The organism is Micromonospora sp. LOL_014, from assembly GCF_048060245.1.
GTDB lineage: Bacteria > Actinomycetota > Actinomycetes > Mycobacteriales > Micromonosporaceae > Micromonospora_E.
Map to the genome: position 1 here is coordinate 324,557 of NZ_JBHMIP010000002.1, position 26,870 is coordinate 351,426.

Consider the following 26,870-nt stretch of genomic DNA (forward strand, 5'->3'; position numbering starts at 1 on the left):
CGGCTCCTCAGGTTCGCCGCAGTCGGCTGCGGCCACGGGTGTGCTGGGCTGTCACGATGATCGTATGAGCCGTACCGAGATGCCGCCGCCGGAGCCGGTCACCGTCACCGCACCGCGCCCGGTCCTGGTGCAGGGCTGGCACGACCTGGCGTTCCTGCACTGGCCGGTGGACCCGGCGGTGGTCGCTCCGCTGCTGCCGCCGGGCACCCGGGTCGGCGTACCGATCGCCGAGCCGACCCCGTTGGAGCATTTCCTCACCGCCCGGTGGGGGCTGCACGAACGGGTCCACGGCGCGACCCGCTACCTGCCAAACGAGCACCCGCAGTGGCCTTCGCACCGGGCCGAGCTGGTCGACCTGGCCGACGACCTGGTCGCCGCCGGCGGGCTACCGGCACCGGACGGCCCACCGGTGAGTGTCCTCTACTCCCCGGGTGTGCCGGTCCGGTCCGGGCGGCCGGTGACCGTCACAGGTCACGCAACGCGCGATGCAGCACGTCCCGGGTCCGGTCCGGCGGGTCGGCTTCGATGAACAGCCGCCCGACGGCGGCCGCGTACCGGTCGACCTCTTCCCGTTTGTCCAGGTAGAGCGCACTGGTCAGATGCTCCAGGTAGACCACATCGGGCAGTTCCTGCTCCGGGAAGCGCAGGATGCTGAAGGCCCCACCTGCGGCGGCGTGCCCGCCACTGCGGAACCGGACCACCTGCAGCCGTACGCCCGGCTGCTCGCTCGCCTCGGCGAGCGCCTCGATCTGCTCGCGCAGCACCCGCGTCCCGCCGATCGGCCGGCACAGCACCGCCTCGTCGACCACCGCCCAGATGCGGGGTGCGCCGGCCCGGTCCAGCACCCGCTTACGGGCCATCCGCAGCTCGACCCGCCGGTCCATCTCACGGACACCGGACTCGCTGAACCCGATGTCGATGACCGCGCGGGCGTACTCCTCGGTCTGCAGCAGCCCCGGCACGAACTGGATCTCGTAGGTGCGAATCAGGCTGGCCGCCGACTCCAGGTCCAGGTAGTACTGGAACCAGGTGGGCAGCAGGTCGCCGTACGGATGCCACCAGCCCGGCTGGTTGGTCTCCCGGGCGAGGGTGATCAGTTCGCCGCGTTCCATGTGGTCGACGACGCCGTAGAGGGTGAGCAGGTCGTCCACGTCGCGTTCCTTGAATCCGACCCGGCCCAGCTCCATCCGACTGATCTTCGACTCGGAGGCCCGGATGGTCCAGCCGGCGTCCTCCCGGCTGATCCCCTTGGCCTCGCGTAGTCGGCGCAGCCGGGCACCGAGCTGCATCCGGCGGACCGTCGGTCCGCTGGCGGCGTACTCCTGGTGCCCGACGACGCTCATCGGCTCACGGCTTGCGGCCGACGCCGCAGTACTGGTCGATGACGGGCACGTGTGCCTGCCCCGACTCCGGCCGCCACCGGGTCACCGACACCACCCCCGGCTCCACCAGAGTAAGCCCGTCAAAGAACCGTTCAATCCGATCCGGGCTGCGCAGATGGTACTGCGGGTTTGCGGACTGGTTCCAGATCCGGGCAGCCTCGACCACCCCGGGGCTGGTGTCGCCACCGTCGTAGAGCGCGAGGTGGCTGCCGGACGGCAGGACATCGAGCAGGCTGCGCACGACGTCGCGGGCCTCGTCGTCGGAGGCGATGTGCCCGAGGATGCCCATCAGCATCAGACCGATCGGCTGGCTGAAATCGAGGGTACGGCCGGCTTCGCGCAGGATCGACGCGGGGTCGCGCAGGTCGGCGTCGACGTAGTCGGTTGCGCCTTGCGGCGTGCTGGTCAGCAACGCCCGGGCGTGTACCAGGACCAGCGGGTCGTTGTCGACGTAGACGATCCGGGTCTCCGGAGCCACCGCCTGGGCTACCTCGTGGGTGTTGTCGGCGGTCGGCAGGCCGGTGCCGATGTCCAGGAACTGCCGGATCCCGACCTGCCCGGTCAGGTAACGCACCGACCGGACCAGGAAGCCCCGGGAGAGCCGGGCATTTTCCACGATCTGCGGGAACGCCGCCCTGATCTGGTCACCAACCGCACGGTCGACGGCGTAGTTGTCCTTGCCGCCCAGCCAATGATTCCAGATCCGGGCCGTCTGCGGCACCGAGGTGTCCAACCTGGGCACCGGGCGCGAGCTGCCAGCGGATTCATCGACCATCTGTAGTATCCCTCACGGATCGGGCGTATTCGACGGCTTGCCAGCATAGCCACGGCAGATCAACATGACCATGCTCGCATGTGGAAGTTCCAGCCACCGTGCGATGATCAGCTCGCGGAGCTGGGCCACCGGCTGCGGTCGGCCATACCGGTAGCCCTGTGCCTGCGGGCAGCCAATCGCCGCGACCGCACCAGACCGGTCTCCTCGGCCAGCGGCTGGAGCCTGGCGGGGCTGAGCAGCCCGAACTGGCCGCCGTCGTCGACCGCCCGGCGCAGGTTCATCGTCCGTGACGGATACCGCGAGGCAGGCTGTCGGCGAGTTTACAAGGGACCTGACCGGGTGGACCTTCCATCACGGCCGGTCAGCCGTTGGCGGACACCCGTCGGCACGGTGCCCGCCAACGGCTCTGCGACGTCCTGGTCGCTCAGCCGGCCGGCTGCTCGGCGATCCCGAAACGCACGCCGCCGTCGTCGTCCACTGCGGCGTCGAGCGACTTGTCCTGCAGCAGGTTGGCTGCTTCGGCGTCGAGGAAGACTCGGGCACCGGACGAATCCACCACCTGGTCGCCCGCGATCGGCTGCTCGGCGACGGTCAGAGTGAGCGATCCGGCGGTCGGGTCGGCCGAGATCCGCAGGCCGGCGCTCTCCGGTGCCTGCTGCTGAGTGGTGATCTCGCGAATCACGAAGACCGCGTTGTCGGTCATGGTCAGCATGACAACTCCCTGATAAAAAGTTGGAATTACCGGAAACAGGTGATGGCTGTCGCGGCGAGGCTGCTCAGCGGCAATCTCGGGTTTGGGGCTGACGGCGCGGCGGACAGTGCGCGGCGGGCGGTCAGGGCGGGCGGCGGAAGCTCCAGGGACTGGGTCGGTCAGCGGCCGTCTACCGCCCCACCGTGCCGGACATCCACCAATCAGTCAAATCTCCACGTTACCCGACTGTCGCCGATGTGACCGCCGATCGCGCCGTCGGCGCCGGCCAGCCGGGCGACGGTGACCGGTAAAGCACCGTCCAGGCGGTATCCCACTCCGTGGACGGTCCGCACCACCGGGAGGTCGTCGCCGAGCTTGACTCGCAACCGGCGGATGTGCACATCGATACTTCGTGGCCCGGAGCGGCGGTGCCCGCAGACCCGGTCGAGCAGCTGGTCCCGGGTGAACACCTGCCGAGGGTAGCTGGCGAAGCAGTGCAGCAGGTCGAACTCGCGACGGGTCAATCGGATCTCGTCGGCTCCGAGCAGCACCGTCCTGGCCTCCGGGTAGATCCGTAGTGCGGGGTGCCCGACGGGATGGCCGGCCGGCGGTCCCGCGACCGGGCGGCGGTCGGCACCGGTTGGCACCTGCTCGCCGGCCAGGTGCTCCAGCAGGTCCGTGAGGTGGGCTCGAAGGGTGGCGTCCATTCGATTATAATGACAACCGTTTTCATTTCAGTCGAGGGGGCGTGCATGCCGTCACCGTCAGCTCCGGCCGGCCGTACCACCCACCGGGCCGCCACCACCCGCCCGGCGGTCACCGTACTGTCCGGTTTCTGGCCCGCCGCCACGATGGCCGTCGCCCGGACCCTGCTCGCCGCCGACCCGGCCCTGCTCGTCGTCCGCTACGACGTCGGCCCCGCGCACGACGGTGCCCCGCACCGGGTGCTCCGCGACGGCACCGGCTCGGTCGAGGACGTCCGCCTCGACCTCGTCGACGGCTGTGTCTGCTGCACGCTGCGGGCGGACGCGCCGACCGCGTTGGTCCGGCTCGCCGCCGCCCGACCCGGCCGGGACATCGTGCTGGTCCTGCCCGAAGTGGTCGAACCGGAGACGCTCGCCGCCGCCTGCGCGCACGGCCGGGTGGCCGGGCGACCGGTCTGCGACCTGGTCCGGTTCGACTCGTACGTCACGGTCGTCGCCGCCGACCACCTGCTCGACGGCCTGGCCAGCACCGACGACCTGGGTCGACTGGGTATCGCAGCCGCCCCCGGCGACCACCGTCGGCTCGCCGACGTGATTGCCCGGCAGATTGAGTACGCCGACACGGTCGTGCTGTGGGGCGGGTCGACCGACCAGGCATTCGAGACGCACCGGCTTGGTGTGCTGCTGTCCCGGATGGCCCCGTGGGCGGTGCACCTACGGGCCGGCGACCAGCCGACGATCGAGGCCACCCGGCTCGCCGGCCAACTGCGGCACACCGACCGGCACCGGCCGGAAACGCCGGCGGTCCTGGACCGTGGCGTCGAGGGTCACCTGATCGGGGTCCACGAGCCGGTCGCCGACTGCGGCGTCGTCTCCGCAGTGTTCCGGGCCCGCCGCCCGCTGCACCCCGCCCGGCTGTACGCCGCGTTGGCCGACGTCACGGCGGGTCCGCTGCGGTCCCGTGGGCACCTCTGGCTGGCCAACCGGCCGGAGACGGTGATCGGCTGGGAGTGCGCCGGCGGCGGCCTCACCCTGCACACTCTCGGCCGTTGGCTGGTCGACCTGCCGGACGAGCAATGGGAGCAGGCCAGCCCGCAGCGCCGGCTGGCCGCCGCGCTGGACTGGGACCCGTACTACGGCGACCGGCACAGCAACCTGGTCTTCGTCGGCGTCGACTTCGATCCGGTCGACCTGCACCGCCGGCTGGCGGCCTGTCTGCTCACCGACGCCGAGCTCGCCGACGGCGAGGCCGGCTGGCGCAACCTGCCGGATCCGTTCGCCGGTGGTGGGGTCGGCCCCGGCTGACCTGGCCTGGGCATACGTCGAAGGGCCGGACCCCGGGGTACGGGGTCCGGCCCTTCGACGCTGTGTCTGCGGTCAGCTGTTCCAGTGCTGGGCGACCAGCTCGGCGGCCTGGGTCTCCCACTGGGCGTAGTGGTCCGGGTACGCCGACACCTGCACGGTCTGGGCGGCCTCGGTCAGCGGCATGTCCTGCCAGCCGTCGACGGCCTTGAGCCCGTCGAGGAACGCGGTGGTGGAGTACTCCACGTCGGTGATCTGCTCCACGGTGCCCCAGCCCGACGACGGGCGCTGCTGGAACAGGCCCTGCGAGTCGTGGTCGTTGCGGTCACCGAGGTGGCCGAGGTTCTCCAGCTTGGACTCCTGCAGGGCGGTGGCGATGGCGACCACGGCGGCCCGCTCGTCCATGCCGGCCTTCTTGGTGGCGGCGATGATGCCCTTGACGTTGTCGGTCTGCTCGCCGGACAGGTCGATGCGGGACTGCTCGCCCTGCACGCCGTGCGGGGTCAGCGTGCCGGTGTCCACGCCGCCGGCGGCGGCCACGGGTGCGGCCAGGGCGGTGGGGGTGTGCTCGGCGGCCAGGGCGGGCGCGGCGACCGCGCCGCCGGCGAGGGTCAGCCCGGCGATACCGAGGGCGGTGTTACGCAGGCTGGTACGCAGGGTACGGGTGATGATCGTGGTCATGGGGGGTCCACCTTCCGTTTGCCGAGGGGGCACACCCGTCACGGACGGGCGGGTGCGCGGTAAACGGTCATCCGGGTGGTACGGGGGTCAGACGCGGTACGGGAGTGCGACACGGCATCGGCTCGCGGCGGCTCCGGCACGCCCACAAGCTGGTGGGGCGCGGGTGCGCTGCTGCGCGCCGTGACCATGTACAACCACGCCGGCCCGCCGACGATTCCCGACCGGGTCCACCGACCCGATCCACTGGCCGGGCCGGAGCCTGACTGCCGCCTGGCGGCTGCGGGCCGGAGTGGGTGGCGCGACCATGCACAACGACCCCGCCCAACGGATCATTCCGACCGGGGCGGCGGCGCTCCCGTGCTGCCAGCCAGCGGCGCCGACACATCGGTACCCCCGGCGCGGTCGGGAGGTCCGTTAGAGTGGTTTCAACCCCGGTGCCAGCCTCGGCGGGCCGGTGCCGGGCCCACCCCGCGAGACGCAGCGGCCGTCGGCGAGCCAATGCGTGACCCCACCGTCACCAGCAGTGGAGAGGCTCCACCATGCCGGCAGATCGCCGAAGCCGCAGCGCCCGTGACTCCGCCAGATCGTCCGCCCGGCCGGCCACCCGGGCAGCCTCGCCGGGGACGCCGTCGGTTCGTCGCCTGGCTCCACTGGTGATCGCATTCGCGCTGGGCGCACTACTCGCTGCGCCGATCGGAGCCGTGACCGCAGGCGACTCCACTGACGCAGCTGACTCCGAACCGCTCGACGACCGAGTCGCGCAGCTGCAGGCGCAGGAGGAGGAGCGGAACGCTGCCCAGATCGTGGAGCTGACCTCGCTTGCCCGCCGTACGCAGGAGAACCTCTTGCCAGTGCTCGACGGGCTGGCCGGTGCGGTGCCGGCGGGCCAACCGCCCGGTCCGGCAGCTCCCCAGTCAGACGTCGAAGGGTGGCGGGGCATCACCAGGGACGTGGTCGAGGACTTTGCCAACCCGCCGTCCGGTGGTACCGGCGTCAACATCGCCCGTTCCGGTCTGGCTGCGGCGGTACGGGCGCTCGATGCCGCGGTCGACACATACACGGCGGCGCTGGCCCTTCCACAGGATGACCGCGGAACTCTGCTGGAGCTCGCCGGCCGTCAGCGGGACATCGCGGTCACCACTTGGTCGGTCGCAGCGACACAACTCGACGTGCTCAACGTCGACGCTGGCAACGGGCACACCCACATCTTCCTCCCGGCCGCGCCGGGGCAGGGCGCCCTGACCGCCGACGGCGTACCGGAAGGGGAGTAGCGCCGCTGACCTGCGGCGGAGCTGATGGAGCGGGCGACGAGAATCGAACTCGCGTAATCAGTTTGGAAGATCGCCCACCCTGGGCGTGATCTTGCTGGTCGTCCTGGTCACGGCGCCGGTGGTGGTGTCCGCTCGTGCCCGCTGGTGACCCCCTGCGGCACCGGCTTATGGCACGCGGATGGCACGGCGGCCATGGCGCGGCCGGCCGGCGTCGTACGGATTACCGCCCCGGCCTTCGGGCCGGGGCGGCTCGCCGTGCCGGCGGCTCTCCGCGACCTGGACCACGTTGACCGGTGGCAAGCCGCGAAGCGGCGCGGCAGCCGATCGCCCCACCCTCGACGGCGGCCAACCACCCCCGCGATCGTCTCGCCCTGCTGAGTCTGCTGGCTGTTGATCATTGTGGTGGAGTAGCATCGTCGGGCGTTTGAGAGCACGCTCGGATGGTGCGAATGTTGACGCTGTGGGATGGTCTAAACCGGCGGTTTTCCTGCAGGTAGCTGCCTTCCTCGTCGACTTCGGTGGTCGGACAGATGAGCAATACAGAGGATCGGAATGAAAGTGAGGAGCAGCATTGTCAGGCGAGTCAAATGGATCTGGTCAGGGGAGCTCGAGTCCCGACAAGTCGGGTGCCGAATCCAAGCCGGTGAAGCCTCCAGCGGACACCTCCTGGATCAAGAACCAGCAGGTTCGAGAAGACCAGAATCCTCGGGAGACGAAGGAAACGCGGTAACGGATCAAGGGACGGTATACTCATCATTCATTGAATCTGAATTGCGAGTTGAACGGGATCGGCGGAGTTCTCTGGATGCTCGTGGCCAGGCTGTCGTAACGACTTCCGGTAGCTTTGTTGCGTTGGTTGCTGCCGCAAGTGCATTTGTTACTGGCGCATCCGGTTTTCGGTTCCCAGAATCCGCCCGTTGGTCATTGCTGGCCGCGATGGTCCTCCTGGTTGTTGCTGCAGGACTTGGTATATGGACTAATTGGAGCCGTAAGCACACTGTTGCCGATGTTGAAACGCTAAGAATGATGCGAATGGAGAGGTGGGGAGACGACTCGGTTGATGCCAGAAGCTGCGTTTCGCATGTCAACATCGACACGATAGAAACGTTACGGCGGAGCAACGAAACGAAGGCTGCCCTGTTATCCTCGGCGTTGATTCTTCAAGTTTTTGCGCTGTTGGCCCTAGGGGTGACGGCCGTACTAGTCGTATTGCTAGGATGACAGTTTGCTACGCCGCAGTGACTTGTGGTTCGGTCCTTGGCGTCGAGCGATGCCGGCCGGAGGCCGCCAGTAGCTCGACGCCAAGGACACGAGCGGCGGGCCGTTTGCGGGCCGCCTTGATCCAGAAGAGATCGTTTCGGCAGCAGGCTTAAGAGCCCTGACCCACCGGGGCTGGTTGGTGCACTCCCGTCGTCGGTCATGCTTGAAGCAGATCGACAGTGGCGCAGACCTACTACAGTTGCTCTATGTGTGGACTCCCGACCTCGGTGACCTGCCCGGATGGGGCCAGGCGATCTCAACTACTGCGGCTCTCTTCTACGCCTGGCGCGCATCGAGGACCGCCCGCCAGTTGTATGAGATCGAGCGCCAGCGGCAACATGAACAGGAGTTGCGAGCGGCGAGGTCTCAGCCCGAACGTGTCTGTGTCTGGATGGAGGAGGATCCGGAGAGTGAGGAGAGTTTCGTTCAGATCCCGTTGGGTGGCGGGCAAGCTACTCAAGCTCGGAGATGGGAGCCTCTCGCGATATTTCTGAACGGTTCGGAGCTTCCGGTTTTTGATGTATCTGTCTTCTTCTCGCGTACAGATGTAGCTGCCATTGATCGGGTGAGCATTCCGGTGATCCCTCCCAATGGCACCTTCAGAGTTAAGGCTCCAAGAGATGTGTGCGAGCCTCCTGCATTTGGCTCGGGAGAGTATTCCTACGAGATCTCAGCTACCTTCCGAGACGCTGCGGGTGTCGCTTGGCACCGAGACGCGAGAGGCATCCTCACCGAGGATCCGACCGCTCATTTCGTAGCGGAGAGAGCCAAACAGCGAGCTGCGGCAAAAGCGTAGGCAAGCGAGACAGCTGGCCGGCGCTGACTCGCTCCACGGGCGCTGAGGTGCGACGGCCGCCGCGCTCAGGCGGCGGCGCGTGCGGCCCGTTCAGGGCGACCTTGAAGTCTTACGGAGACCCCTTACGGCATTCGCGGCCGGTTTGACATGCTGCTGCGTACGACGGTTGCTGACAAGCGTTCTGCGGCAGCGTGAATTGCCTGTTGGGGTCCTGGGCGGCTGGGGAGCCAGACGGCCCATGCGGGCCGGACTGTCGCGGCCATGGCGGCGAGGTGGTCTGGCGTTCCGGGGTCGGGTAGCGCGTCGAGCTGTGCGCAGGCTTCGACGGTTCTGCGGTAGCGGTGTTGGTTGGTAGGGGTGTCTTGCCAGTGTGGGGAGTTGCGCCATTCGGTCACGCGGGCGAGGAGTTCGGCGGCTGCGGCGCGGATGGCTGCGGCGTGGGTGGCGAGGCGTTCGGGGTCCGGGTGGGGCTCCGGGGTGGGGTCGTCTCGCATGCCGTGATGGTACCGGCGTGGGGACTGCGGGTGATCTTGCGGCGGTGGTCCTGGTCCTGTTGCCCGACCGGCCTGCGGCTACTGAGCTGGAGTTGTCCATTCTGGGGCGAGGATGGAGTAGAGCAGGGAGTCTCGCCATGCGCCGTTGGTGTGGACGTGGTCGCGTAGGCGGCCTTCGTAGGTCATGCCGAGGCGCTTGACGACGGCGACGGAGGCCGCGTTGTCGGGTCCGATGGCGGCGGTGATCCGGTGCAACCCGAGCGGTCCGAAGCCGTAGGTGATGAGGGTGTGCGCGGCGTCGGTGGCGTAGCCGTTGCCCCAGTGGTCGGCGTGGATGGCGTAGCCGAGTTTGGCGGCCTGGACGCCGCTGAGTCCGAGGCGGCCGAACCCGATCATCCGGTCCTGCTTGTCGACAACGGCTAGGTAGTACTCGGTGCGCGGCTCCGCCTGGGCTCGGCTGATCGCGCCTTCGATCATGGCGGCGGTCTGGTCCTGGTCGCGGGCGTCGAAGGACAGCCAGCGGGTGACGCGTTCGTCTCCGACGATGCCGACCGCGTCGGGGATGTCGCTGGCGCGGAAGTCGCGTAGATCGACGAGTCGGCCGGTGAGGTGGATCGGGTCCATGGCGCTGATGGTGCCTTACCGGGGGAGGGCGTTGGCGGGGGTGTGGGTGAAGTGTTCGATGCTGTCGACCAGTTCGCGGGCGTCGGTGGCGTATCCGGCGCGGGTGATGGCCTGGTGCACGCGGCGGACGGAGTGCACGATGCCGTTGATGCGTTGTTCGGCGGGCAGCTCGAGCACGGGGGCGATGGCGTCGGCGGCGGCGTCGAGGTCCCGGCCGGCGACGCGGGCAATCGCGAGGTCGGCATGGCTGCCGGCCTGGTCGCCAAAAGCCCATGCGGGGTCGTGGGGGTCTGCGTAGGCGGCGACGGCCTGGGCGGCGTACTCCTCGGCGGTGGCGGCTTCCTCGGGTAGCCAGGCGAGTGCGTCGGCGGCGTAGTAGAGGGTGCGCGGGTGGGAGAAGGTGCAGATGCCGCCCATCTCGTCCATCTCGTCGGGTTGGACGCGTGCCCATGCCTGTTCGGCTTCGGTGATGGCGGCCTTGGCCTGTTCGGCGTTGCCGAGGGCGGCGTAGGCGCGGGCGGCGCTGATCGGGAGCCACACGGAGGTGGTGCCGCCGGTCTGCTGGGCGTAGTGGGTGCCGGTGTTGGCGTAGCGGACGGCTTCGGCGTAGCGGCCGGCCCAGTAGGCGACCAACGATTGGAGGCCGCGGAGCCAGGCTTGCAGTCCGGGGTGTCCGGCCTGGTCGGCGCAGAGCACGGCGGTACGGGCTTGCAGCATCGCTGAGTGCGGGTCAGCGAGGTCGTGGGAGACCTTGGCGAGCAGGCCGCTGGTGATGCCGGCGAGGAAGTGCAGGTCCCGTGATTGGGCGGGGGGTTGGCGGCGTTCCAGGAGCGTGAACAGGGTGTCCTGGGTTTCGGTGAGGTCGCCGATGATGTGGCTGACGGGCTGTTGCGGGTAGGCCAGGGCGAGGCGTTGTACGTCTTCGGCGAGGCTGGTGATGGCGGCGGGGGTGGTGGCTTCGGCGGCGAGCAGGGCGTAGCGGCGGGCGCGTTCGGCGGCCATGGCGAGCAGGTTCCTTTCGGTTCCGGTGCCGGGCAGCGGCTGAGGGGTGATCGGGGTGCGCTGCGCGGGCGGTACGGGGTGGTTGCCGGTCCAGGGGCGTTGGAGTTCGTCGACGGGGCGGCCGAACATGGCTTGTAGGGCGCGGCGGGTGGCGGGGTTGGCGCCGGTGAGGTCGCGTTCGCCTCGGGCGAGGCGGGCGAGGTGGCGGGCGCTGATCACGGCGTGTGGGTCGTGGCGGGTGAACTCGTCGGCGAGTTCTTCGTAGGTGCGGTCGCTGTGCTGGATGAGGTACTCCAGCACGGTTCGGGGTTCGCGCCGTGGTGGTGCCATCCGGTGTGCCTTCCTGGACGGTGGGGCTCTGCTGTCAAGGCTGGTCCGGTTGATGTCCGGACGGCAAGACAGGTCCTGATGCGGTCCTGTTGAGGTCCGTCTGATGTGCCGGGCCGGGTCCTCGATCTGTCCTGTTAGACCGGTACACGATTCTTGTCGTGAACCGGCTACGGATTGCTACGCCTGATGACGTGAGGCTATCTCGGACGGGAGCGGGTGCGGTCTGCCCGACCGGCGGCGGGCTGTTGATCGCGCCTCGGCTGGTGGGTGTCGGCGCGGCGGCGTTCGCCGGGGGCCGGGTCCCGATCGTGCGTTGCCAGTCCGACGCGGGCGCACCCGGCCCTGCCGTGTCCGATCCGGCCGGCGCAGGGTGTCCGGCGTGTGAGGGGCGGGGCTGGAAGCTGGCTTCTCCGCGTCGGGCGCTGCGGGCTCCGGGCGATCCGCATCGGTTGCAGCGGCGGACCTGTCCGGACTGCGGCGGGCAGGGCACGGCCGGCGGCACACCTGGGAGCGCTCTGGCCACCAGGTGATTCCAGACAGGGCGCCGGGCTGGGTGCCGGGTAGGTGGTTCCTTGCCCGACCGGCAGAACGACACGGGCTGCCGGGGACTGCTGATCCCCGCCCGGCTCGGCGCCCATCCAATCCGGGAGCGGGGACACATCGATGGTGGATCCGGAGGTCGGGGACGTGGTGCACATCGCCGGGCGGGCGTCGGTGCAGTTCGCCGGTAGCCGGGCGGTGATTCTGCGGGTGACGGCGGTGTGCCGGAAACCGACGTATGAGGGCTGGTGTTGGTTGACCGGCTATGTCCTGGACCGGCACGGCGAGGCGGTGGAGCGGCGTGAGGTGTTCGTCCAGCGGGACGGGCTGCGCCTGCTGTCCGGCCGGGACCGGCGACCGGTGAAACAGGTGAGGAGGCCGGCGGCGGGATCGTCGCCGGTGGTGGCGAGGATGGAGGGCAACCGTGGCGTTCGATATCCGGGTCAAGCTCGGTGACACGATCCGGCTACAACCGAGGGATCGGTACCGGCCGGCGGACGGGCCGGTCGTGATGCGGCTGACCGGTGTACGGCTGATCACGAACCGGCCGGAGAGTGACGAGTGGATCTGGCTGGAAGGCGTGAAGCTCAACCGTGACGGCACGTGGGGTGACCACGCGTTGGTGATGGCGCGGGCGGCGCTGCTGGCACCCGGGCCGCGCTGACCGATGGTGCGACCGGCGTCCGTCCGCGACCAGCTTCGGGCGGCGCAACGGCTGCTCGACCGGCACCCCGGATCTGGCCGTGATGGTCGGTGTCCGGGGTGCGGCATGTTCGGCTGCGATCGGCGGCGGATTGCACTGCGGGTGTTCGGCCGGCATGGTCACCTGCCGCGACGATGGCCGAATGGCCGGATGTGAGGCACCCGGCGGTGATGGACAGATCATCGCCTACCTGGATAGCCTCTTGACAAGCTGAGTTGTCGTCTTGGGGGTGGGTTGGGTGCCGATCGAAGTCGCGCAACCCAAGTACGTGGTGATCGTCAACGCGATGCAGCAACGCATCGGCGACGGCACCTACCCGCCCGGTGCGATGCTCCCGAGTGAAACCGAACTGGTCCGGGAGTTTGGCGCGTCCCGGCCGGTCGTCGTGCGGGCGCTGGACCTGCTGCGTCAGGACGGGTGGATCGAGTCCCGTCAGGGCAAAGGTCGGTTCGTCATCGGCCGTCCCGGTGGCGCGTCGACCAGAGCGGCCCGTGAGCGGTACGCCGCGCTCGATCAGCCGGAACCGGCCGGCTCCACCGTCCTGGCGGCTGAGGTCATCGCGGCGCCACCTCGGGCGGCGTCCGCACTCGACATCGAACCGGGAACGCCGGTTGTCGCCCGTCGTCGGCTGGTCACGGTTGACGACCTGGGGCCGGTGGAGCTGGCCACCGCGTACCTTCCCGTTGATCTCGCTGCGGGTACGGACGTGGGCGGAACGGCTCCGCTGTCCGATGGGCTGCTGCGGCACCTGACGGCACGCAAGGGCGTCAAGTTCGATCACGTCGCCGAGCGGATCTCGGCCCGGCTGCCTCGCGACGACGAAGCATCCCTGTTGAAGGTCAGTCCGACCGATCCCGTGGTAACCGCGCTGCTGTCCATCTGCGACCGGACGGCAACCCCGCTGCTCGCGGTCGACGTGCTGTTTCCTGCTTCCCGTCACGACCTGGAAGACGTCTACCCCCTCGACTGACCACAGTCGAGCGTAAGGCGTCGCGCGCGCTGGATCACTTGACAAGTCGAGTTGGCGGGAGCTACCTTCGATCTACTTAACAAGTCAACTTGCTGGCTTGTTGGGTTCGGTCTCTCTTCCCCTCGGAGGTATCTGCTGTGGTTCCTGCGTCGATCAAGGTCCCCGTCCCGTTCGAGTACGTGTTCCCCGCCGGTGCGCTGTTCCTGGGCGTCGATGCTCAGATCGACTTCGACCGGCGTGGCGAGGCGGACAACCAGGCGCGGGACAAGGAGACCGGCGAGCGGGTCTGGGTGGTCCGGGTGCTGGACCTGGACGCTGAGGCGGGCAAGTTCGGCCGGTCCACTGAGGTCAAGGTGAAGATCGTTGCCGGGCAGCGTCCGGTGCCGCCGCCGTCGACCGTGCCGGGATATCCGCCGGCGGTGGAGTTCGACGGGTTGACCCTGACCCCGTACGTGGACTCCAACCGGTGCCGGGCCTCGGGTCAGTGCCGTGCACGGATGGCGTACTCCCTGCGGGCCACCGGCATGCAGCCGGCCTCGGCCCACGCTCCTGCCGCTGCCTGACCGCTCCCTCACTCACGCGGGGCGGGCCGATTCCCCGCCAAGAGTCCCGGCCCGTCCCGCGCTCCCAACCCTTCAACCCCTCGTGAAAGGGGGCCGGGCTGTGACGCCCATGCTAATGAACCTCGACCCGGACAAACCGCGCCGCCGTGAGGTCTGGCGGCACTGCGAGATCTGCGACGACCTGGCCGCGATGCCGCCGCACGTGTTCATCTGCGACGCCTGCGCGCTCGTCGTCTTCCTCGACCAGCCGGCGGGCGGTGATGACCGTGGCTGACGGAACGCGATCGTTCGCCGCTGAGCTGGCGACACTGCTCAACAGCCGGCCGACCTGGCAGGCGTCCGCCGAGGAACGCGCCGCCTGGTACGACCGGAAGGCCGACCTGTTCAACCGGGCTGCGGCCGAGTCATCGTCGCCGGATGTCGCCGGTGAGGCGTCCGACCTGGCCGAGATCGCCCGCGAGCAGGCCAACCGCATCCGGCGGGGGTGGTCGGCGTGAGGTGGCGTCGTCGTCTGCTCGCTGGTGTGTTGTGGTCCTGGCTGGCGGTGGCCCGCCGGGTCGTGGGGCTGCGGGATCTGCCGGCGTTGGTGGATGAGATCCGGTGTCCGCGTTGCGGGCGGTGGGTGCGTCCGCGTCGGTTCGATCTGCTGCACATGGCGTGCCGTACCTGTATGGCGACGCTGGGCCGTCCGGTCCGCTGGTCGGGGCGGTGACGACGTCATGCCGTTGATCAACATCATTCCGGGGGAGAAGGTCCCGGTCGTGCCGATGAATGTGCGGCTGCCGTCGTGGCGGTTGCCGGGCTGGCTGCTCCTGTTGTGGTGGCTGGCCCGTGGCCTGGTCCGGCTGACGGTGTTGGCGGTTCGCTACTGGTGGATCTCCGGCCCGACCGTCGCGGTCGCGTGGGTCCATCTGGAGTACGGGCCGCTGGTCCTGGCCGTCGTCGTCGCCGGCCTCGCCGGGATGTGCGCGGTGTGGTGGCGGGCGCATCCGGGGTCCTGGTGGCGGTTCGGCTGGTACCCGATCGTTGGGCGGTGGCGTCGGTTGTGGGTGTACCGGCGTCGCTGGGTCGCGGTCACCGCCACCTGCGGACTGGCTGTCATCTTCGACGGGGTCCGGTATGTGCCGCGTCTGGTCCGGGTCGTGTCGGACCGGTTCGGGGACACGGTGACGGTGCGGATGCTACCGGGTCAGGTGCCGGATGACTGGGCGCGCAACGCGGACCGGTTGGCGCACGGCTTCCACCAACGCGAAGCGCGGGCGTCGGAGTGCCTACGGCCGGATCTGGTGGCGGTGCGGTTCACCCGTCGCGATCCGCTCGCCGGGGTGGTGGCGCCGCTGCCGGTCCCGGCCGTACCCGATCTGACCGGCCTGCCGCTGGGTGTGCAGGAGGGCGGCGAGGTGTATCGGCTGCGGCTGTCCGGTTCGCATGTGCTGGTGGCGGGGGCGACGAACTCCGGCAAGGGGTCGGTGATCTGGTCGCTGATCTCCGCGTTGGCCGGTGGCGTCCGTTCCGGTCTGGTGGAGCTGTGGGTGTTCGATCCGAAGGGCGGCATGGAGTTGGCGGCGGGGCTGCCGTTGTTCGCCCGGTTCTGCTACCAGGACCCGGACACCATGGCCGGTGTCCTGGAAGAGGCCGTGAAACGGATGCGGGTGCGGGCGGACCGGCTGCGCGGGGTGACCCGTCAGCACACGCCGAGTCGGGATGAGCCGTTGATCGTGGTGGTGGTCGACGAGTTGGCGGCGTTGACCGCCTATCTGACTGACCGCAAGGTCCGCGACCGCATCAAGGAAGCGCTGGGTCTGTTGTTGTCGCAGGGCCGGGCGGTGGGTGTGCATGTGGTGGCGGCGTTGCAGGACCCGCGTAAGGACGTGCTGCCGTTCCGGGATCTGTTCCCGACGCGGATCGCGTTGCGGATGACCGAACCGGAGCAGGCTGACATGGTCCTCGGCGACGGTGCCCGCGATCGGGGCGCGGCCTGCGACCGGATTCCGGAGACGCTGCCGGGGGTCGGCTACGTCGTCCTCGACGGTGTCCGGGAACCCGTCCGGGTCCGGTTCGCCTACCTGTCCGACGACGACATTCGCGGCCTGGGCCGCACGTACCGGCACCTCGACGACACCGATACCGACAACGGCACCGACAACGGCACCGACAACGGCGCTGGTGGCGTGGCGGGGGTGGTGGCGTGATGGCGGCGACTGGTGGGCCGACCCGTGCGGAGCGGGTGGAAGGCGTCGTCCTGGTGGTGATCCTGCTCGTCGTCGGTGGTCTGGCGGGGGCGGCGTCGTTCACCCACGTCCATGACTGGACGATGGACAACTCCCCGCCCGGTACGGGGGAGTGGTTCGGCTGGGCCAACGCCGCTATCAGCGAACTGATCCCCCTCGCCGCGTTGCTAACGATCCGGCGGCGTCGTCGCACGGGTGGGCCGGTCGGCTATCCGATGTTCCTGCTTGTCTGCGCGGTCTGCCTGTCCCTGGCCGCACAGTTGGCGGTCGCCAAGCCGGGGATCTCGGGCTGGTTGCTGTCGGCGGTGCCGGCGTTGGCGTTCCTGGGCCTGTCGAAACTCGTCCTGTCCACCAAACCCGCCACCCCCGCCCCGGTCCCGGCCGGCGTCGACCAGCCGGGCAATCCCTCGGCGGCTGCCGTCGACCAGGTCGACACCGACAACGCTGCCCCGGTCGTGCCCGTGCCGGCTGCCCGGCCCGTCGACCAGGCGGCGATGGTCGAACCGGTCCGCCCGGCCTCCGGTGTGCGGCGGGGTGTGGTGCCCGTACCGCTCGCGGGGTTCCCGACCCGCAACGGCTCGACGGTGACCGGTGTGGAGGCTGACCAGTGACACACCACGAACCCGCGAACCGGCCGGCGGCGGGTGTGGGCGCCGCGACCCCGGACAACGCGCCATCGCCGCTGTCGGTGGTGCCGCGTCCGGGGTCGCGGGCGGCCCGGATGCGGCAACCCCTGGCCAAGGACGCCCTACGCCAGTTGGCGGAGCAGCATCAGGTGTGTGTGCGGCCGGTGGTGCTACGTCGCACCGACACCGTGACCGGCCGTACCGATGTCGTCGAAGTGCCCTGCGGGGCGACGTTGGCGGCGAAGTGCAAGCCGTGCGCGGAACGCGGCCGACGGCTACGGATTCAGCAGATCCGGGAGGGCTGGCACCTGGCCGATGAACCGGCCGTCCGCCCGGACAAGCCGGGTGAGGACGTGCTGTCGCTGGTCCGGCTGCGGGCACACCTCGAGTTCGAGCGTCACGCCCTGGCTTATGAGCCCATGCATCCGGATGCGCGGGCGGCGCAGGTCACGGACCTGGATGAGGCGATCGTCGAGGTTGATGAGGCGTTGGCGGAATCGAACCTACGCGGCCGGTTGACCCCGACCGAGCGGGATGAGCGGCCTCGGCGTCGCCGGTCGACCCGCCGACGCCAGGACACCCCCGACCTGCCCCGGCTGCCCGTCGACCCGCGCACGGTCGGCCGCGCCTACACCGGCCGGCAGGGCAAGACGTATCGGCCGTCGATGCTGCTCACGCTCACCCTCGACAGCCACGGCCCGGTGCACTCGCACTTCCGGCGCGGCGGCTACGTCGTGCCGTGCGAGTGCGGCACACGGCACCAACCACACGACCCGGTACTCAGTACGCCGGTGGATCCGGACAGCTACGACTACCGGCGGGCCGCGCTGGACTCGATCCACTTCGCGCGGGTCCTCGACCGGTGGTGGCAGAACCTGCGCCGGGCGGCGGGCTGGAACGTCCAGTACGCCGGGGCCGTCGAGCTGCAACGCCGACTCGCCCCACACGCGCACTTCGCGATCCGGGGCACCCTGCCGCGCAAGCTGTTGAAGCAGATCGCCGCCGCGACCTACCACCAGGTGTGGTGGCCACGCTTCGACCAACCCGTCTACCGGGTCGACACACCGCCGGTGTGGGACGTCGACCAACAGGCGTACGTCGACCCCAAGACCAAGGAGCCGCTACCCACCTGGGGCAAAGCGCTCGATGAGCTGGAGGAACCCGGCACCCCACCCGCGTACGTCGCCCGGCTGGGTCGGATCGACGCGCGCGGCATCGACCAGGGCACCAAGGACGCGGAACGCTCCATCCGCTACGTCACGAAGTACGTCACCAAGGACCTGACCGACCAGGCCCGGCCACGCTCCGACCCCCAGAAGGCGCACTTCGACCGGCTCCACGCCGAACTGTCCGTGCTCCCGTGCTCGCCGACCTGCGCCAACTGGCTGCTCTACGGCGTCCAACCGGACAAGGCCAAACCTGGCCTCACCCCCGGCCGCTGCACCGGCAAGGTCCACCAGCGGGCGACCCTCGGCTTCACCGGCCGGCGGGTGCTGGTCTCCCGGCAGTGGTCCGGCAAGACCCTGGCCGACCACCGCGCCGACAACCGGGCCTGGGTCCGCGCCATCCTCGCCGGCAACCTGGCCGACACCGACGACCAGGCCGACACCGACAACAGCGAAGGCGGGCAGTCGGACGGGCAGGTCGACAACCCGGACCGCTACCGGTTCGAACTCGCCCGACCCGACGACCCCGACGTCCCGCCCCTGCAACACCGCATCCTGCGCGCCGTCTCCGAACGCATCCGCTGGCGCACCACCCTCACCAACGCCCGACAACGCGCCTCCGGCGCTGTCTCGGCAACGACTCAACCCCTGACCCTCGCAGCTTGATCGTGAACGGGAGGACATGGATGGCAGACGGGCTGTTGACCCCTGATGAGGTCGCCGCTCGCCTCCGGGCAACACCGCGATTCGTGCGCCGGCTGGTCGCTGACCGCCGGATCGCGTACGTGAAGGTGGGCCGCCTGGTCCGCTTCGAGGAATCTGCGGTGGCCGCGTACGTCGAACGGAACCGGATCGCGCCGCTGACCCGCGCGAACCTGCGTCACTACCTTGGTGAGGTGGCCTGATGGCGAACAAGCCTGGCCGGCGTCGGTTCGGCAGCATCCGCAAGTTGCCGTCCGGGCGGTACCAGGCCCGGTACGTCGGCCCGGACGGCGTCGAGCGGAAGGCGCCCGACACGTTCCCGACCGAGCCGCAGGCGGCGAAGTGGCTGACCGTCGTCGAGTCGGAGATCATTCGTGGCGAGTGGAACGCGCCGGAGGCGGGTCAGATCACGCTCAGCGAGTACGGCTCGCGCTGGATCGCGCAACGTCGACTCCAGCCGCGTACGCGGGAGAACTACGAGGACCTGTTCCGGCTGTACGTCCGGCCGTACCTCGGCACTCTCGTGCTCGGCACGATCAAGCCGGCGACCATCCGGGACTGGCGTGCTCGGCTGCTCGGCAACGGCGTCTCCGAGCCGCAGGCGGTCAAGGCGTACTCACTGCTGCGGGCGGTGCTCAACACGGCGATGAAGGAAGACGAGCTGATCCGGCAGAACCCCTGCCGCATCCCCGGCTATGACCGCTATCACACGCCGGAGCGGCCGGTGGCGACCGTCGCCCAGGTCGTCGCGCTCGCGGAAGCGATGCCGGCCCGGTTCTCGGCGTTGATCATCGTGGCCGCGTTCTCGGGGCTGCGTTGGGGCGAGCTGGCCGCGTTGCGCCGGTGCGACGTCGACACCGACGCGGGCACGATCCGCGTACCGCGCAAGCTCGCCGTGTTGCGTAGCGGCGGGTTGGTGTTCGGTCCGCCGAAGTCGGAGGCCGGTAACCGGGTCGTGGCGCTGCCGGCGGCTGCCCGGTCGGCGCTCGTCGACCACCTGGCCGCGTTTGTCGACGACGACCCGGAAGCGCTGGTGTTCACCGGCGACAAGGGCGCGGTGCTGCGTTCCGGCAACTTCCGCCGTGCGGTCCGGTGGTCGGCGGCACTGGCGGCGGCCGGCCTGCCGGCCGACTTCCACTTTCACGACCTGCGGCACACCGGCAACAACCTGGCGGCGGCGACGGGTGCGAGCACCCGTGACCTGATGTCCCGGATGGGGCACGCCAGCATGCGGGCGGCACTGATCTACCAGCACGCCAACAGCGAGCGGGATCGGGAGATCGCGGCCGGCATGGACCGGGTGATCGCCGCCGGGCTGCCGCGTCCCGCTGGCCGTGAGGCGAGCGCTCCGGACGGCATGCCAGAGGGCTCGGCCGGGGCTAATGGCACGCGGATGGCACGCAAGATCGACAAGGGCTGACCGGGGGAGTGGTAACCGGCCAGAGAAACCGCCGCTGACCTGCGGTGGAGCTGGTGGAGCGGGCGACGAGAATCGAACTCGCGTAATCAGTTTGGAAGACTGAGGCTCTACCATTGAGCTACGCCCGCGTGCGCCCCGGCGGGCAGGGCGCGCCGTCTAGCGTACAAGTTATCCCGGGTCTGCCGCACGGGGGTCCCGCCGGCGGCGCGGCGGGTTGATCCGACAGCTGGCGGGATACCGGCCGGCGCGGCGGATTGCCGACGGCATAGACTGACCGGTGCCACGGGGTGTGGCGCAGTTTGGTAGCGCACTCGCTTTGGGAGCGAGGGGCCGTGGGTTCAAATCCCGCCACCCCGACTGTCAACCGCCGGCTCGGCACCGGGCGAGAACGATCCGGCCTGCCGGCAGGGCCTACACTCGATGGGCTGTGCCATGCCACACGGCGGGGGTGGCTGCCTCGAGCAGCGCCCGGCGCCGACAGCGACGACCGGACAAGACTGACATGCATCAAGGAGTACGCCTGTGAAGAGCACCGTCGAGACCTTGAGCCCGACTCGGGTCCGGCTCGCCATCGAGGTGCCGTTCGTCGAGCTCGAACCGAGCCTGCGGAAGGCGTACCGGGAGATCTCCCAACAGGTCACCATCCCCGGCTTCCGTAAGGGCAAGGTGCCGGCGGCCGTGATCGACCAGCGGATCGGCCGGGGCGCGGTGCTCAACGAGGCCGTCCAGGAGGCGATCCCGCAGAACATCCTGGCCGCCGTCCGCGAGCACGAGGTGAAGACGCTCGGCCGGCCGGAGGTGGAGGTCACCGACTTCACCGACGGCGAGGCGCTGAAGTTCACTGCGGAGATGGACGTACGCCCACAGCTGAGCCTGCCGGAGCTCAGCACCATCGAGGTCACCGTCGACGAGCTGCAGATCGACGAAAAGGAGATCGAGGACCAGATCGGCGGGCTGCGTGAGCGGTTCGCCACCCTCAAGACGGTCGAGCGTCCGGCCCAGGAGGGCGACTACGTCCAGATCGATCTGGCCGCGACCGTCGACGGCGAGGAAGTGCCGGGCGGTTCGGCGTCCAACCTCTCCCACGAGGTCGGCAGCAAGCAGCTGCTGCCCGGCTTGGACGAGGTGCTGGTCGGGCTGGCCGCCGGCGCGGCGACGAACTTCGTCACCCAACTGGTCGGCGGCGACTACGCCGGCCGGGACGCGGACGTCGCGGTGACCGTGCGTACCGTCAAGGAGAAGGAGCTGCCGGAGCTGGACGACGCGTTCGCCCAGCTGGCCAGCGAGTTCGACAGCCTGGAGGAGCTGCGCAACGACCTGCGACAGAAGGTCGAGCGGGTCAAGCGGGTCGAGCAGATCTACGCCGCCCGGGACAAGGCCCTCGACCAGTTGGTTGAGGCGGCTGACGTGCCGGCACCCGACGGCGTGGTCCGCGAGGAGGTCGAGCACCGCAAGCAGGCCATGACCGACCAGCTGGAGCGGATCGGGGCCTCCTGGGAGGACTACCTCGGCTCCGAGGAGAAGTCCGAGTCCGACATCGACGCGGAGCTGGCCGAGGCGGCCGGCAAGGCGGTCAAGATCCAGCTGCTGCTGGACACCCTCGCCGACGCCGAGGACGTCCAGGTCTCCGACGACGAGTTCGGCCACGAGATCGTGCACCGCGCCCAGCGGGCCGGGATGGCGCCTCAGCAGTACTACGACCAGCTGGCCCGGTCCGGTGCGGCGGGAGCGGTCTACGGCGACGTCCGCCGGGGCAAGGCACTCGGCCTGGTGATGGAGCGGATCACGATGAAGGACGCTGCCGGCAACCCGATCAGCATGGATGCCATCCGGGAAGCCAACGAGGCCGAGCACAACCACGAGCACTGAGCGTGACCGACCACGGGCTGTCGGCCGGGATGCACATGCCCGGCCGATGGCCCGTTCGTCGTAGCGGACCACCCGCCTGCTCAACCGGGGTGACCGCTGCACCATGTGTCGCGGCCCCCTGCGCTGTGAGCGAACAGCACCCTGAGAACGGCGCCCGGCCCGTTCGCAACGGTTAATGTCGGGCTTAACGACGCACGGAGAGCGAAGGGCTGCCATGACCGATCTGCACATCCCAGCTATGCCCATCCGGGTGAGCGAGGCCCGCGGCGGTGACTCACTCAGTGGCAACCTCGACGACACGGTCTTCAACCGGCTGCTCAAGGAACGGATCATCTTCCTGGGCAGCGAGGTGACCGACCAGGTGGCCAACCGGATCTGCGCCCAGTTGCTGCTGCTGGCCGCCGAGGACCCGGACCGGGACATCAACCTGTACATCAACTCGCCGGGCGGGTCGGTCTACTCGGGCATGGCGATTTACGACACCATGCAGTACGTCAGCAACGACGTGGCCACCATCGCGATGGGTATGGCCGCGTCCATGGGCCAGTTGCTGCTCTGCGCCGGTGCGCCGGGCAAGCGGTACGCCCTGCCACACGCGCGGATCATGATGCACCAGCCGTCCGGCGGGATGGGCGGTACCGCCTCCGACATCGCCATCCAGGCCGAGCAGATGCTCTACACCAAGCGGATGTTCCAGGAGCGGGTGGCGTTCCACACCGGGCAGGAGCCGGGGCAGATCGAGGCGGACTCGGACCGTGACCGCTGGTTCACTGCCGCCGAGGCGCTCGACTACGGTTTCATCGACCGGGTGATCACTGGAGCCACGCAGGTCCCGACCGGCGCTGGCACCCGCAACTGAGGAAGGCGACGATGACTGACCTGACCATGCCGCCCGGGTTCGCTCCGGTGCACAACCGGTACGTCCTGCCGTCGTTCGTGGAGCGCACCTCGTACGGGATCAAGGAGTCGAACCCGTACAACAAGCTCTTCGAGGACCGGATCATCTTCCTCGGGGTGCAGGTGGACGACGCGTCGGCCAACGACGTGATGGCCCAGCTGCTCACCCTCGAGGGCACGGACCCGGACCGGGACATCATCATGTACATCAACTCGCCGGGTGGCTCGTTCACCGCCATGACGGCGATCTACGACACGATGCAGTACGTCCGGCCGGACATCATGACGGTCTGCCTGGGGCAGGCGGCCAGCGCGGCCGCGGTGCTGCTCGCCGCCGGCACCCCCGGCAAGCGGATGGCGTTGCCGAACTCGCGGATCATCATCCACCAGCCGGCCACCGAGGGCGGCTACGGGCAGGGCTCGGACATCGAGATTCAGGCCCGCGAGATCCTCCGGATGCGGACCCAGCTGGAGGAGATGCTGTCCCGGCACTGCAACCAGGCGGTCGAGAAGGTCCGTAAGGACATCGACCGCGACAAGATCATGACGGCGGAGGAGTCTCGCGACTACGGCCTGGTCGACACCATCCTGACCAGCCGGAAGAAGGGTGTGCTGGCGGCCAGCTCGGCCAGCTGACGACGCACGGTCAGAGGTCGGCCGGGCAGTGAGTAGACTGGCCGACCTCTGACACACCCGATTTTGGGGGTCGGAGTTTGCCCCGCCAGCGGGTAACGTCGAGATGCACCGTCTGACGGAGTTGACCGGCGGCAAGGTGCTCGACACTGACGAGGCAGACCGTCCTTAGGCCAGGGCCGGCGAGACCGGCCGAGAGCGCAGGGAGAACGTAGGTGGCACGGATCGGCGACGGCGGCGACCTACTCAAGTGCTCCTTCTGCGGCAAGTCGCAGAAGCAGGTCAAGAAGCTCATCGCGGGCCCAGGGGTCTATATCTGCGACGAGTGCATCGATCTCTGCAACGAGATCATCGAGGAGGAGCTGGCCGAGTCCGGCGAGGTCAAGTGGGAAGAGCTTCCCAAGCCGATGGAGATCTGCCAGTTCCTGGACTCGTACGTGGTCGGCCAGGACCACGCCAAGAAGGCGCTCGCGGTCGCCGTCTACAACCACTACAAGCGGATCCAGGCGGATGCTGCCGGAGCGCCCGGGGCAAACGATGCCGTCGAGGTCGCCAAGTCGAACATCCTGCTGATCGGGCCCACCGGCTGCGGCAAGACCCACCTCGCGCAGACCCTTGCCCGGATGCTCAACGTGCCGTTCGCCATCGCGGACGCGACCGCGCTGACCGAGGCCGGCTACGTCGGCGAGGACGTCGAGAACATCCTGCTCAAGCTGATCCAGGCGGCCGACTACGACATCAAGCGGGCCGAGACCGGGATCATCTACGTCGACGAGGTCGACAAGATTGCCCGTAAGTCGGAGAACCCGTCGATCACCCGGGACGTCTCCGGCGAGGGCGTCCAGCAGGCCCTGCTGAAGATCCTCGAGGGTACGGTGGCCAACGTGCCGCCCCAGGGCGGGCGCAAACACCCGCACCAGGAGTTCATCCAGATCGACACCACCAACGTGCTGTTCATCTGCGGCGGTGCGTTCGCCGGCCTGGACCAGATCATCGAGTCGCGCACCGGGCAGGGCGGCACCGGCTTCGGGGCCCGGCTCCGGGCAGTGTCCGAGCGGTCCACCGACGACATCCTCACCCAGGTCATGCCGGAGGACATGCTCAAGTTCGGGCTGATCCCGGAGTTCATCGGCCGGCTCCCGGTGATCACCAACGTCCGCAGCCTGGACCGCGAGGCCCTGGTCCGGATCCTGACCCAGCCCCGCAACGCTCTGGTCCGCCAGTACCAGCGTCTGTTCGAGTTGGATAACGTGGAGCTGGAGTTCGACCCCGGTGCGTTGGAGGCCATCGCGGATCAGGCGTTGCTCCGCGGCACCGGTGCCCGCGGCCTGCGGGCGATCATGGAGGAGGTGCTGCTCTCCGTGATGTACGAGGTGCCGAGCAACCCGGACGCTGCCCGGGTGCTGATCACCCGTGAGGCTGTGCTGGAGAACGTCAACCCGACGATCGTGCCGCGGGAGTTCACCGGCCGGCGTCGGCGCGACCGCGAGGAGAAGTCGGCCTAGCCGCAACACAACCAGGGAGCACCGCCCGTGCGTGTCGCTGTCTGCCAGCTGAACAGTCGCTCCGACCAGGCCGCCAACTTGGCGACGGCGTACGGGCTGCTTTCGTCGGCCGCCGCCGGCGGAGCCGATCTCGCGGTTCTTCCCGAGTACGTCGACTATCTCGGCACTGCGGCAGGGCTGCCCGACCCCGAGCCCGTCGACGGCACAGTCGGACGGTTCTTCGCCGACGCCGCGCGCGAGCTAGGGATGTGGGTGGTGGTTGGCTCCTACCACGAACGCGGGCCCGACCCAGACCGTACGTTCAATACCTGCCTGGTCTTCGACCGTGACGGCGAGCTGGCCGCCACCTACCGAAAGATCCACCTGTACGACGTCGAGATTCCCGGTCGGGTCTCGTACCAGGAGTCGAGCAGCGTGGCACCCGGGGCCAACTCGGTCGTGGTGGAGTGCGACGGCATCCGGATCGGCCTGTCCATCTGCTACGACCTGAGGTTCCCTGAGCTGTACCGGCGGCTCGCGACCGAGCTGGGCGCCCAGGTTCTGGTTGTGCCGGCAGCGTTCATGCTGCACACCGGCCGGGACCACTGGGAGGTTCTGCTCCGCGCCCGGGCGATCGAGAACCAGTGCTACGTGTTGGCAGCCGGCCAGATCGGCGAGCATGAGCCGAGCCGTACCTGTTTCGGCCGCAGCATGGTGGTCGACCCTTGGGGCGTCGTCGTCGCCCAGGCGCCGGATGTCCCCGGCGTGGTGTTCGCTGATCTCGACCCAGGGCGGCTGGAGTCCATCCGGCGCGAGTTGCCGAGCCTGGCGAACCGCCGGCTCTGACACCGGGCGGGCGGCAAGCGCCGCCGGGACCGCCGGCTACGTCGGACGCAGCGTCAACCACCAGAGGTGAGTACGCCGATCACCGCGAGGCTGATGATCGCGCCGCCGAGGATCAGCAGCGCCTTCGTCATCCGGGACGGCCCGCGAAGGATCAGCCGGTGGATCGAGACGATCACGGCCACCACCACCACAGCGCCGATCACGATCTGCCAGAACGGCAGCAGTAGGGCGGAGACGGCGTCGATGGCCTGTGGTCCTTCGACAGTCATGAGAGCCACTCTGACACGGTCGGCTGCGGCGCGGGGGCCCGGTGGCCAGGTCGAGGGCCGCCGGCGTCGTCGAAGGGGCGCACCGCAACACAACGCCCTCCTGCACCCATGGACCCCACGCCGCGTAGGTCAACCGCCGGGCAGTTCGCCGAGTCAGGACCCGCACCCGTCCGGTCGCACCCGCGTTGACCTGCGCATATATGGATCTTGCCAAGAATCTTCAAGATCAACTTGCGTTCCGTCGCGGCGCCGCGTAACTTTCTCTCTGTCAGCGGGACACGGACAAAACGGCCGGAAACGCAGACAGCCAGGATGGGGCGGGTGACCGCCGAACCAGACTGGGCGGGCGGTGCGACTCACCGGCAAGCCGGGCTTGAGATTGCGAAACCGACCGGGTAAGGTAGGAAGCCGGCAGGGAGCCGGGCCGAGCCTCGGGTAACGAGGAGGGCCGGTCTGCCGGACCCCCGACCAAAGACAGTCGCAGAGCGGCTGGATCAAGCGCGGGGGAATTCGGGTGGTGCGGGAGAGTTGAAACTGACTCTTGACAACGCGAAACCAACCGGGTAAGATAGGGAAGTTGCCCGACGGAAGTCGGGTGGGACGGATGGCCCTGGTGGGGTTGCCTGCTTGGTGTGGGTG

27 protein-coding genes and 2 tRNA genes are annotated in these 26,870 nt (G+C 69.1%); 20 read left to right on the forward strand and 9 right to left on the reverse strand.

Annotated elements, in window-relative coordinates; all coding sequences use genetic code 11:
- The first annotated feature begins 64 nt into the window (after positions 1–64).
- Complete coding sequence (locus ACFHW1_RS03275) at positions 65–529, forward strand: DUF2071 domain-containing protein (RefSeq protein WP_416614750.1); 465 nt, start codon at positions 65–67, stop codon at positions 527–529.
- Here ACFHW1_RS03275 and ACFHW1_RS03280 read toward each other — a convergent pair.
- The 4 genes from ACFHW1_RS03280 to ACFHW1_RS03295 form a co-directional block, all read right to left on the reverse strand.
- Positions 465–1,343, reverse strand: coding sequence for a helix-turn-helix domain-containing protein (locus ACFHW1_RS03280; RefSeq protein WP_416568533.1), 879 nt, complete (start codon positions 1,341–1,343; stop codon positions 465–467). The two genes, ACFHW1_RS03275 and ACFHW1_RS03280, sit on opposite strands and share 65 nt — an antisense overlap.
- Positions 1,344–1,347: 4 nt before the next feature.
- Positions 1,348–2,157, reverse strand: coding sequence for an SAM-dependent methyltransferase (locus ACFHW1_RS03285; protein WP_416568534.1), 810 nt, complete (start codon positions 2,155–2,157; stop codon positions 1,348–1,350).
- Between the two features lie 424 nt (positions 2,158–2,581).
- Positions 2,582–2,869 (reverse strand): HesB/IscA family protein, encoded by a 288-nt coding sequence (locus ACFHW1_RS03290; protein WP_123603598.1) that lies wholly within the window; start codon positions 2,867–2,869, stop codon positions 2,582–2,584.
- Positions 2,870–3,069: 200 nt separating this feature from the next.
- Positions 3,070–3,555: a winged helix-turn-helix domain-containing protein gene (locus tag ACFHW1_RS03295; protein WP_416614752.1), complete on the reverse strand. Its 486-nt coding sequence runs from the start codon at positions 3,553–3,555 to the stop codon at positions 3,070–3,072.
- 45 nt (positions 3,556–3,600) lie between these two features.
- Between ACFHW1_RS03295 and ACFHW1_RS03300 the strand changes: the two genes are divergently transcribed.
- The gene (locus tag ACFHW1_RS03300; RefSeq protein WP_416552106.1) at positions 3,601–4,857 is read left to right on the forward strand and encodes a CobW family GTP-binding protein; all 1,257 of its coding nucleotides are present in this window, start codon (positions 3,601–3,603) and stop codon (positions 4,855–4,857) included.
- Positions 4,858–4,929: 72 nt separating this feature from the next.
- On the opposite strand, the gene ACFHW1_RS03305 is transcribed toward ACFHW1_RS03300, so the two are convergent.
- Positions 4,930–5,511, reverse strand: coding sequence for a hypothetical protein (locus tag ACFHW1_RS03305; RefSeq protein WP_416614780.1), 582 nt, complete (start codon positions 5,509–5,511; stop codon positions 4,930–4,932).
- A gap of 677 nt (positions 5,512–6,188) precedes the next feature.
- Here ACFHW1_RS03305 and ACFHW1_RS03310 point away from each other — a divergent pair.
- Positions 6,189–6,806 carry a hypothetical protein gene (locus ACFHW1_RS03310; protein ID WP_416557338.1) on the forward strand — a complete coding sequence of 206 codons (618 nt, stop codon included), beginning with the start codon at positions 6,189–6,191 and terminating at the stop codon, positions 6,804–6,806.
- A gap of 2,628 nt (positions 6,807–9,434) precedes the next feature.
- Here ACFHW1_RS03310 and ACFHW1_RS03315 read toward each other — a convergent pair.
- Positions 9,435–9,980 (reverse strand): GNAT family N-acetyltransferase, encoded by a 546-nt coding sequence (locus tag ACFHW1_RS03315; protein WP_416614754.1) that lies wholly within the window; start codon positions 9,978–9,980, stop codon positions 9,435–9,437.
- A 15-nt stretch (positions 9,981–9,995) separates the two neighbouring features.
- The gene (locus ACFHW1_RS03320; protein WP_416614756.1) at positions 9,996–11,312 is read right to left on the reverse strand and encodes a hypothetical protein; all 1,317 of its coding nucleotides are present in this window, start codon (positions 11,310–11,312) and stop codon (positions 9,996–9,998) included.
- Between the two features lie 663 nt (positions 11,313–11,975).
- Between ACFHW1_RS03320 and ACFHW1_RS03325 the strand changes: the two genes are divergently transcribed.
- The 11 genes from ACFHW1_RS03325 to ACFHW1_RS03375 all read left to right on the forward strand — a co-directional run bounded on the left by ACFHW1_RS03325 (position 11,976) and on the right by ACFHW1_RS03375 (position 20,233).
- Positions 11,976–12,308 (forward strand): hypothetical protein, encoded by a 333-nt coding sequence (locus ACFHW1_RS03325; protein WP_416614758.1) that lies wholly within the window; start codon positions 11,976–11,978, stop codon positions 12,306–12,308.
- A complete protein-coding gene (locus ACFHW1_RS03330) occupies positions 12,277–12,516 on the forward strand; it encodes a hypothetical protein (RefSeq protein WP_199757671.1) in 240 nt (79 codons plus the stop codon). The genes ACFHW1_RS03325 and ACFHW1_RS03330 overlap by 32 nt, the downstream gene beginning before the upstream one ends.
- 277 nt (positions 12,517–12,793) lie before the next feature.
- Positions 12,794–13,525, forward strand: a complete 732-nt coding sequence (locus tag ACFHW1_RS03335) for a GntR family transcriptional regulator (protein ID WP_416614760.1) — start codon at positions 12,794–12,796, stop codon at positions 13,523–13,525.
- 137 nt (positions 13,526–13,662) lie between these two features.
- On the forward strand, positions 13,663–14,088 hold the full coding sequence (locus ACFHW1_RS03340; protein WP_416614761.1) for a hypothetical protein: 426 nt from the start codon (positions 13,663–13,665) through the stop codon (positions 14,086–14,088).
- Positions 14,089–14,188: 100 nt separating this feature from the next.
- Positions 14,189–14,362 (forward strand): hypothetical protein, encoded by a 174-nt coding sequence (locus ACFHW1_RS03345; protein ID WP_416614762.1) that lies wholly within the window; start codon positions 14,189–14,191, stop codon positions 14,360–14,362.
- On the forward strand, positions 14,355–14,585 hold the full coding sequence (locus ACFHW1_RS03350; protein WP_416614764.1) for a hypothetical protein: 231 nt from the start codon (positions 14,355–14,357) through the stop codon (positions 14,583–14,585). Before ACFHW1_RS03345 ends, ACFHW1_RS03350 begins: the two co-directional genes overlap by 8 nt.
- 222 nt (positions 14,586–14,807) lie before the next feature.
- Positions 14,808–16,280, forward strand: coding sequence for an FtsK/SpoIIIE domain-containing protein (locus ACFHW1_RS03355; RefSeq protein ID WP_416614766.1), 1,473 nt, complete (start codon positions 14,808–14,810; stop codon positions 16,278–16,280).
- Positions 16,280–16,930 carry a DUF2637 domain-containing protein gene (locus ACFHW1_RS03360; protein ID WP_416614768.1) on the forward strand — a complete coding sequence of 217 codons (651 nt, stop codon included), beginning with the start codon at positions 16,280–16,282 and terminating at the stop codon, positions 16,928–16,930. The genes ACFHW1_RS03355 and ACFHW1_RS03360 overlap by 1 nt, the downstream gene beginning before the upstream one ends.
- A gap of 110 nt (positions 16,931–17,040) precedes the next feature.
- Positions 17,041–18,777, forward strand: a complete 1,737-nt coding sequence (locus ACFHW1_RS03365; RefSeq protein WP_416614782.1) for a replication initiator — start codon at positions 17,041–17,043, stop codon at positions 18,775–18,777.
- A gap of 20 nt (positions 18,778–18,797) precedes the next feature.
- On the forward strand, positions 18,798–19,016 hold the full coding sequence (locus ACFHW1_RS03370) for a helix-turn-helix domain-containing protein (RefSeq protein WP_416614769.1): 219 nt from the start codon (positions 18,798–18,800) through the stop codon (positions 19,014–19,016).
- Positions 19,016–20,233, forward strand: a complete 1,218-nt coding sequence (locus ACFHW1_RS03375; protein WP_416614771.1) for a tyrosine-type recombinase/integrase — start codon at positions 19,016–19,018, stop codon at positions 20,231–20,233. The genes ACFHW1_RS03370 and ACFHW1_RS03375 overlap by 1 nt, the downstream gene beginning before the upstream one ends.
- Before the next feature lie 54 nt (positions 20,234–20,287).
- Here the strand turns inward: ACFHW1_RS03375 and ACFHW1_RS03380 are convergent.
- Positions 20,288–20,361 (reverse strand) — tRNA-Gly (locus ACFHW1_RS03380).
- A 155-nt stretch (positions 20,362–20,516) separates the two neighbouring features.
- Between ACFHW1_RS03380 and ACFHW1_RS03385 the strand changes: the two genes are divergently transcribed.
- From ACFHW1_RS03385 to ACFHW1_RS03410, 6 genes are all read left to right on the forward strand, one after another.
- Positions 20,517–20,590: transfer RNA gene (locus tag ACFHW1_RS03385), tRNA-Pro, on the forward strand.
- A 165-nt stretch (positions 20,591–20,755) separates the two neighbouring features.
- Positions 20,756–22,102: a trigger factor gene (tig, locus tag ACFHW1_RS03390; protein WP_416614772.1), complete on the forward strand. Its 1,347-nt coding sequence runs from the start codon at positions 20,756–20,758 to the stop codon at positions 22,100–22,102.
- Between the two features lie 214 nt (positions 22,103–22,316).
- A complete protein-coding gene (locus tag ACFHW1_RS03395; RefSeq protein ID WP_416557321.1) occupies positions 22,317–22,961 on the forward strand; it encodes a ClpP family protease in 645 nt (214 codons plus the stop codon).
- 11 nt (positions 22,962–22,972) lie between these two features.
- On the forward strand, positions 22,973–23,635 hold the full coding sequence (locus tag ACFHW1_RS03400; RefSeq protein ID WP_123603014.1) for an ATP-dependent Clp protease proteolytic subunit: 663 nt from the start codon (positions 22,973–22,975) through the stop codon (positions 23,633–23,635).
- Positions 23,636–23,847: 212 nt separating this feature from the next.
- The gene (clpX, locus tag ACFHW1_RS03405) at positions 23,848–25,137 is read left to right on the forward strand and encodes an ATP-dependent Clp protease ATP-binding subunit ClpX (protein ID WP_416557320.1); all 1,290 of its coding nucleotides are present in this window, start codon (positions 23,848–23,850) and stop codon (positions 25,135–25,137) included.
- Positions 25,138–25,164: 27 nt separating this feature from the next.
- Entirely contained in the window at positions 25,165–25,962 is a 798-nt protein-coding gene (locus ACFHW1_RS03410) for a carbon-nitrogen hydrolase family protein (RefSeq protein WP_416569538.1), read from the forward strand.
- A gap of 53 nt (positions 25,963–26,015) precedes the next feature.
- On the opposite strand, the gene ACFHW1_RS03415 is transcribed toward ACFHW1_RS03410, so the two are convergent.
- On the reverse strand, positions 26,016–26,231 hold the full coding sequence (locus ACFHW1_RS03415) for a hypothetical protein (RefSeq protein WP_416557318.1): 216 nt from the start codon (positions 26,229–26,231) through the stop codon (positions 26,016–26,018).
- Between the last annotated feature and the right edge of the window lie 639 nt (positions 26,232–26,870).

Bases quoted from the DNA above. Each gene is read 5' to 3' on its own strand.
- ACFHW1_RS03275 (WP_416614750.1), top strand. From the start codon at position 65: ATGAGCCGTACCGAGATGCCGCCGCCGGAGCCGGTCACCGTCACCGCA.
- ACFHW1_RS03325 (WP_416614758.1), top strand. From the start codon at position 11,976: ATGGTGGATCCGGAGGTCGGGGACGTGGTGCACATCGCCGGGCGGGCG.
- ACFHW1_RS03315 (WP_416614754.1), bottom strand. From the start codon at position 9,980: ATGGACCCGATCCACCTCACCGGCCGACTCGTCGATCTACGCGACTTC.
- ACFHW1_RS03295 (WP_416614752.1), bottom strand. From the start codon at position 3,555: ATGGACGCCACCCTTCGAGCCCACCTCACGGACCTGCTGGAGCACCTG.
- ACFHW1_RS03290 (WP_123603598.1), bottom strand. From the start codon at position 2,869: ATGCTGACCATGACCGACAACGCGGTCTTCGTGATTCGCGAGATCACC.
- ACFHW1_RS03355 (WP_416614766.1), top strand. From the start codon at position 14,808: ATGCCGTTGATCAACATCATTCCGGGGGAGAAGGTCCCGGTCGTGCCG.
- ACFHW1_RS03415 (WP_416557318.1), bottom strand. From the start codon at position 26,231: ATGACTGTCGAAGGACCACAGGCCATCGACGCCGTCTCCGCCCTACTG.
- ACFHW1_RS03395 (WP_416557321.1), top strand. From the start codon at position 22,317: ATGACCGATCTGCACATCCCAGCTATGCCCATCCGGGTGAGCGAGGCC.
- ACFHW1_RS03300 (WP_416552106.1), top strand. From the start codon at position 3,601: ATGCCGTCACCGTCAGCTCCGGCCGGCCGTACCACCCACCGGGCCGCC.
- ACFHW1_RS03400 (WP_123603014.1), top strand. From the start codon at position 22,973: ATGACTGACCTGACCATGCCGCCCGGGTTCGCTCCGGTGCACAACCGG.
- ACFHW1_RS03320 (WP_416614756.1), bottom strand. From the start codon at position 11,312: ATGGCACCACCACGGCGCGAACCCCGAACCGTGCTGGAGTACCTCATC.
- ACFHW1_RS03375 (WP_416614771.1), top strand. From the start codon at position 19,016: ATGGCGAACAAGCCTGGCCGGCGTCGGTTCGGCAGCATCCGCAAGTTG.
- ACFHW1_RS03365 (WP_416614782.1), top strand. From the start codon at position 17,041: ATGCGGCAACCCCTGGCCAAGGACGCCCTACGCCAGTTGGCGGAGCAG.
- ACFHW1_RS03285 (WP_416568534.1), bottom strand. From the start codon at position 2,157: ATGGTCGATGAATCCGCTGGCAGCTCGCGCCCGGTGCCCAGGTTGGAC.
- ACFHW1_RS03360 (WP_416614768.1), top strand. From the start codon at position 16,280: ATGGCGGCGACTGGTGGGCCGACCCGTGCGGAGCGGGTGGAAGGCGTC.
- ACFHW1_RS03280 (WP_416568533.1), bottom strand. From the start codon at position 1,343: ATGAGCGTCGTCGGGCACCAGGAGTACGCCGCCAGCGGACCGACGGTC.
- ACFHW1_RS03370 (WP_416614769.1), top strand. From the start codon at position 18,798: ATGGCAGACGGGCTGTTGACCCCTGATGAGGTCGCCGCTCGCCTCCGG.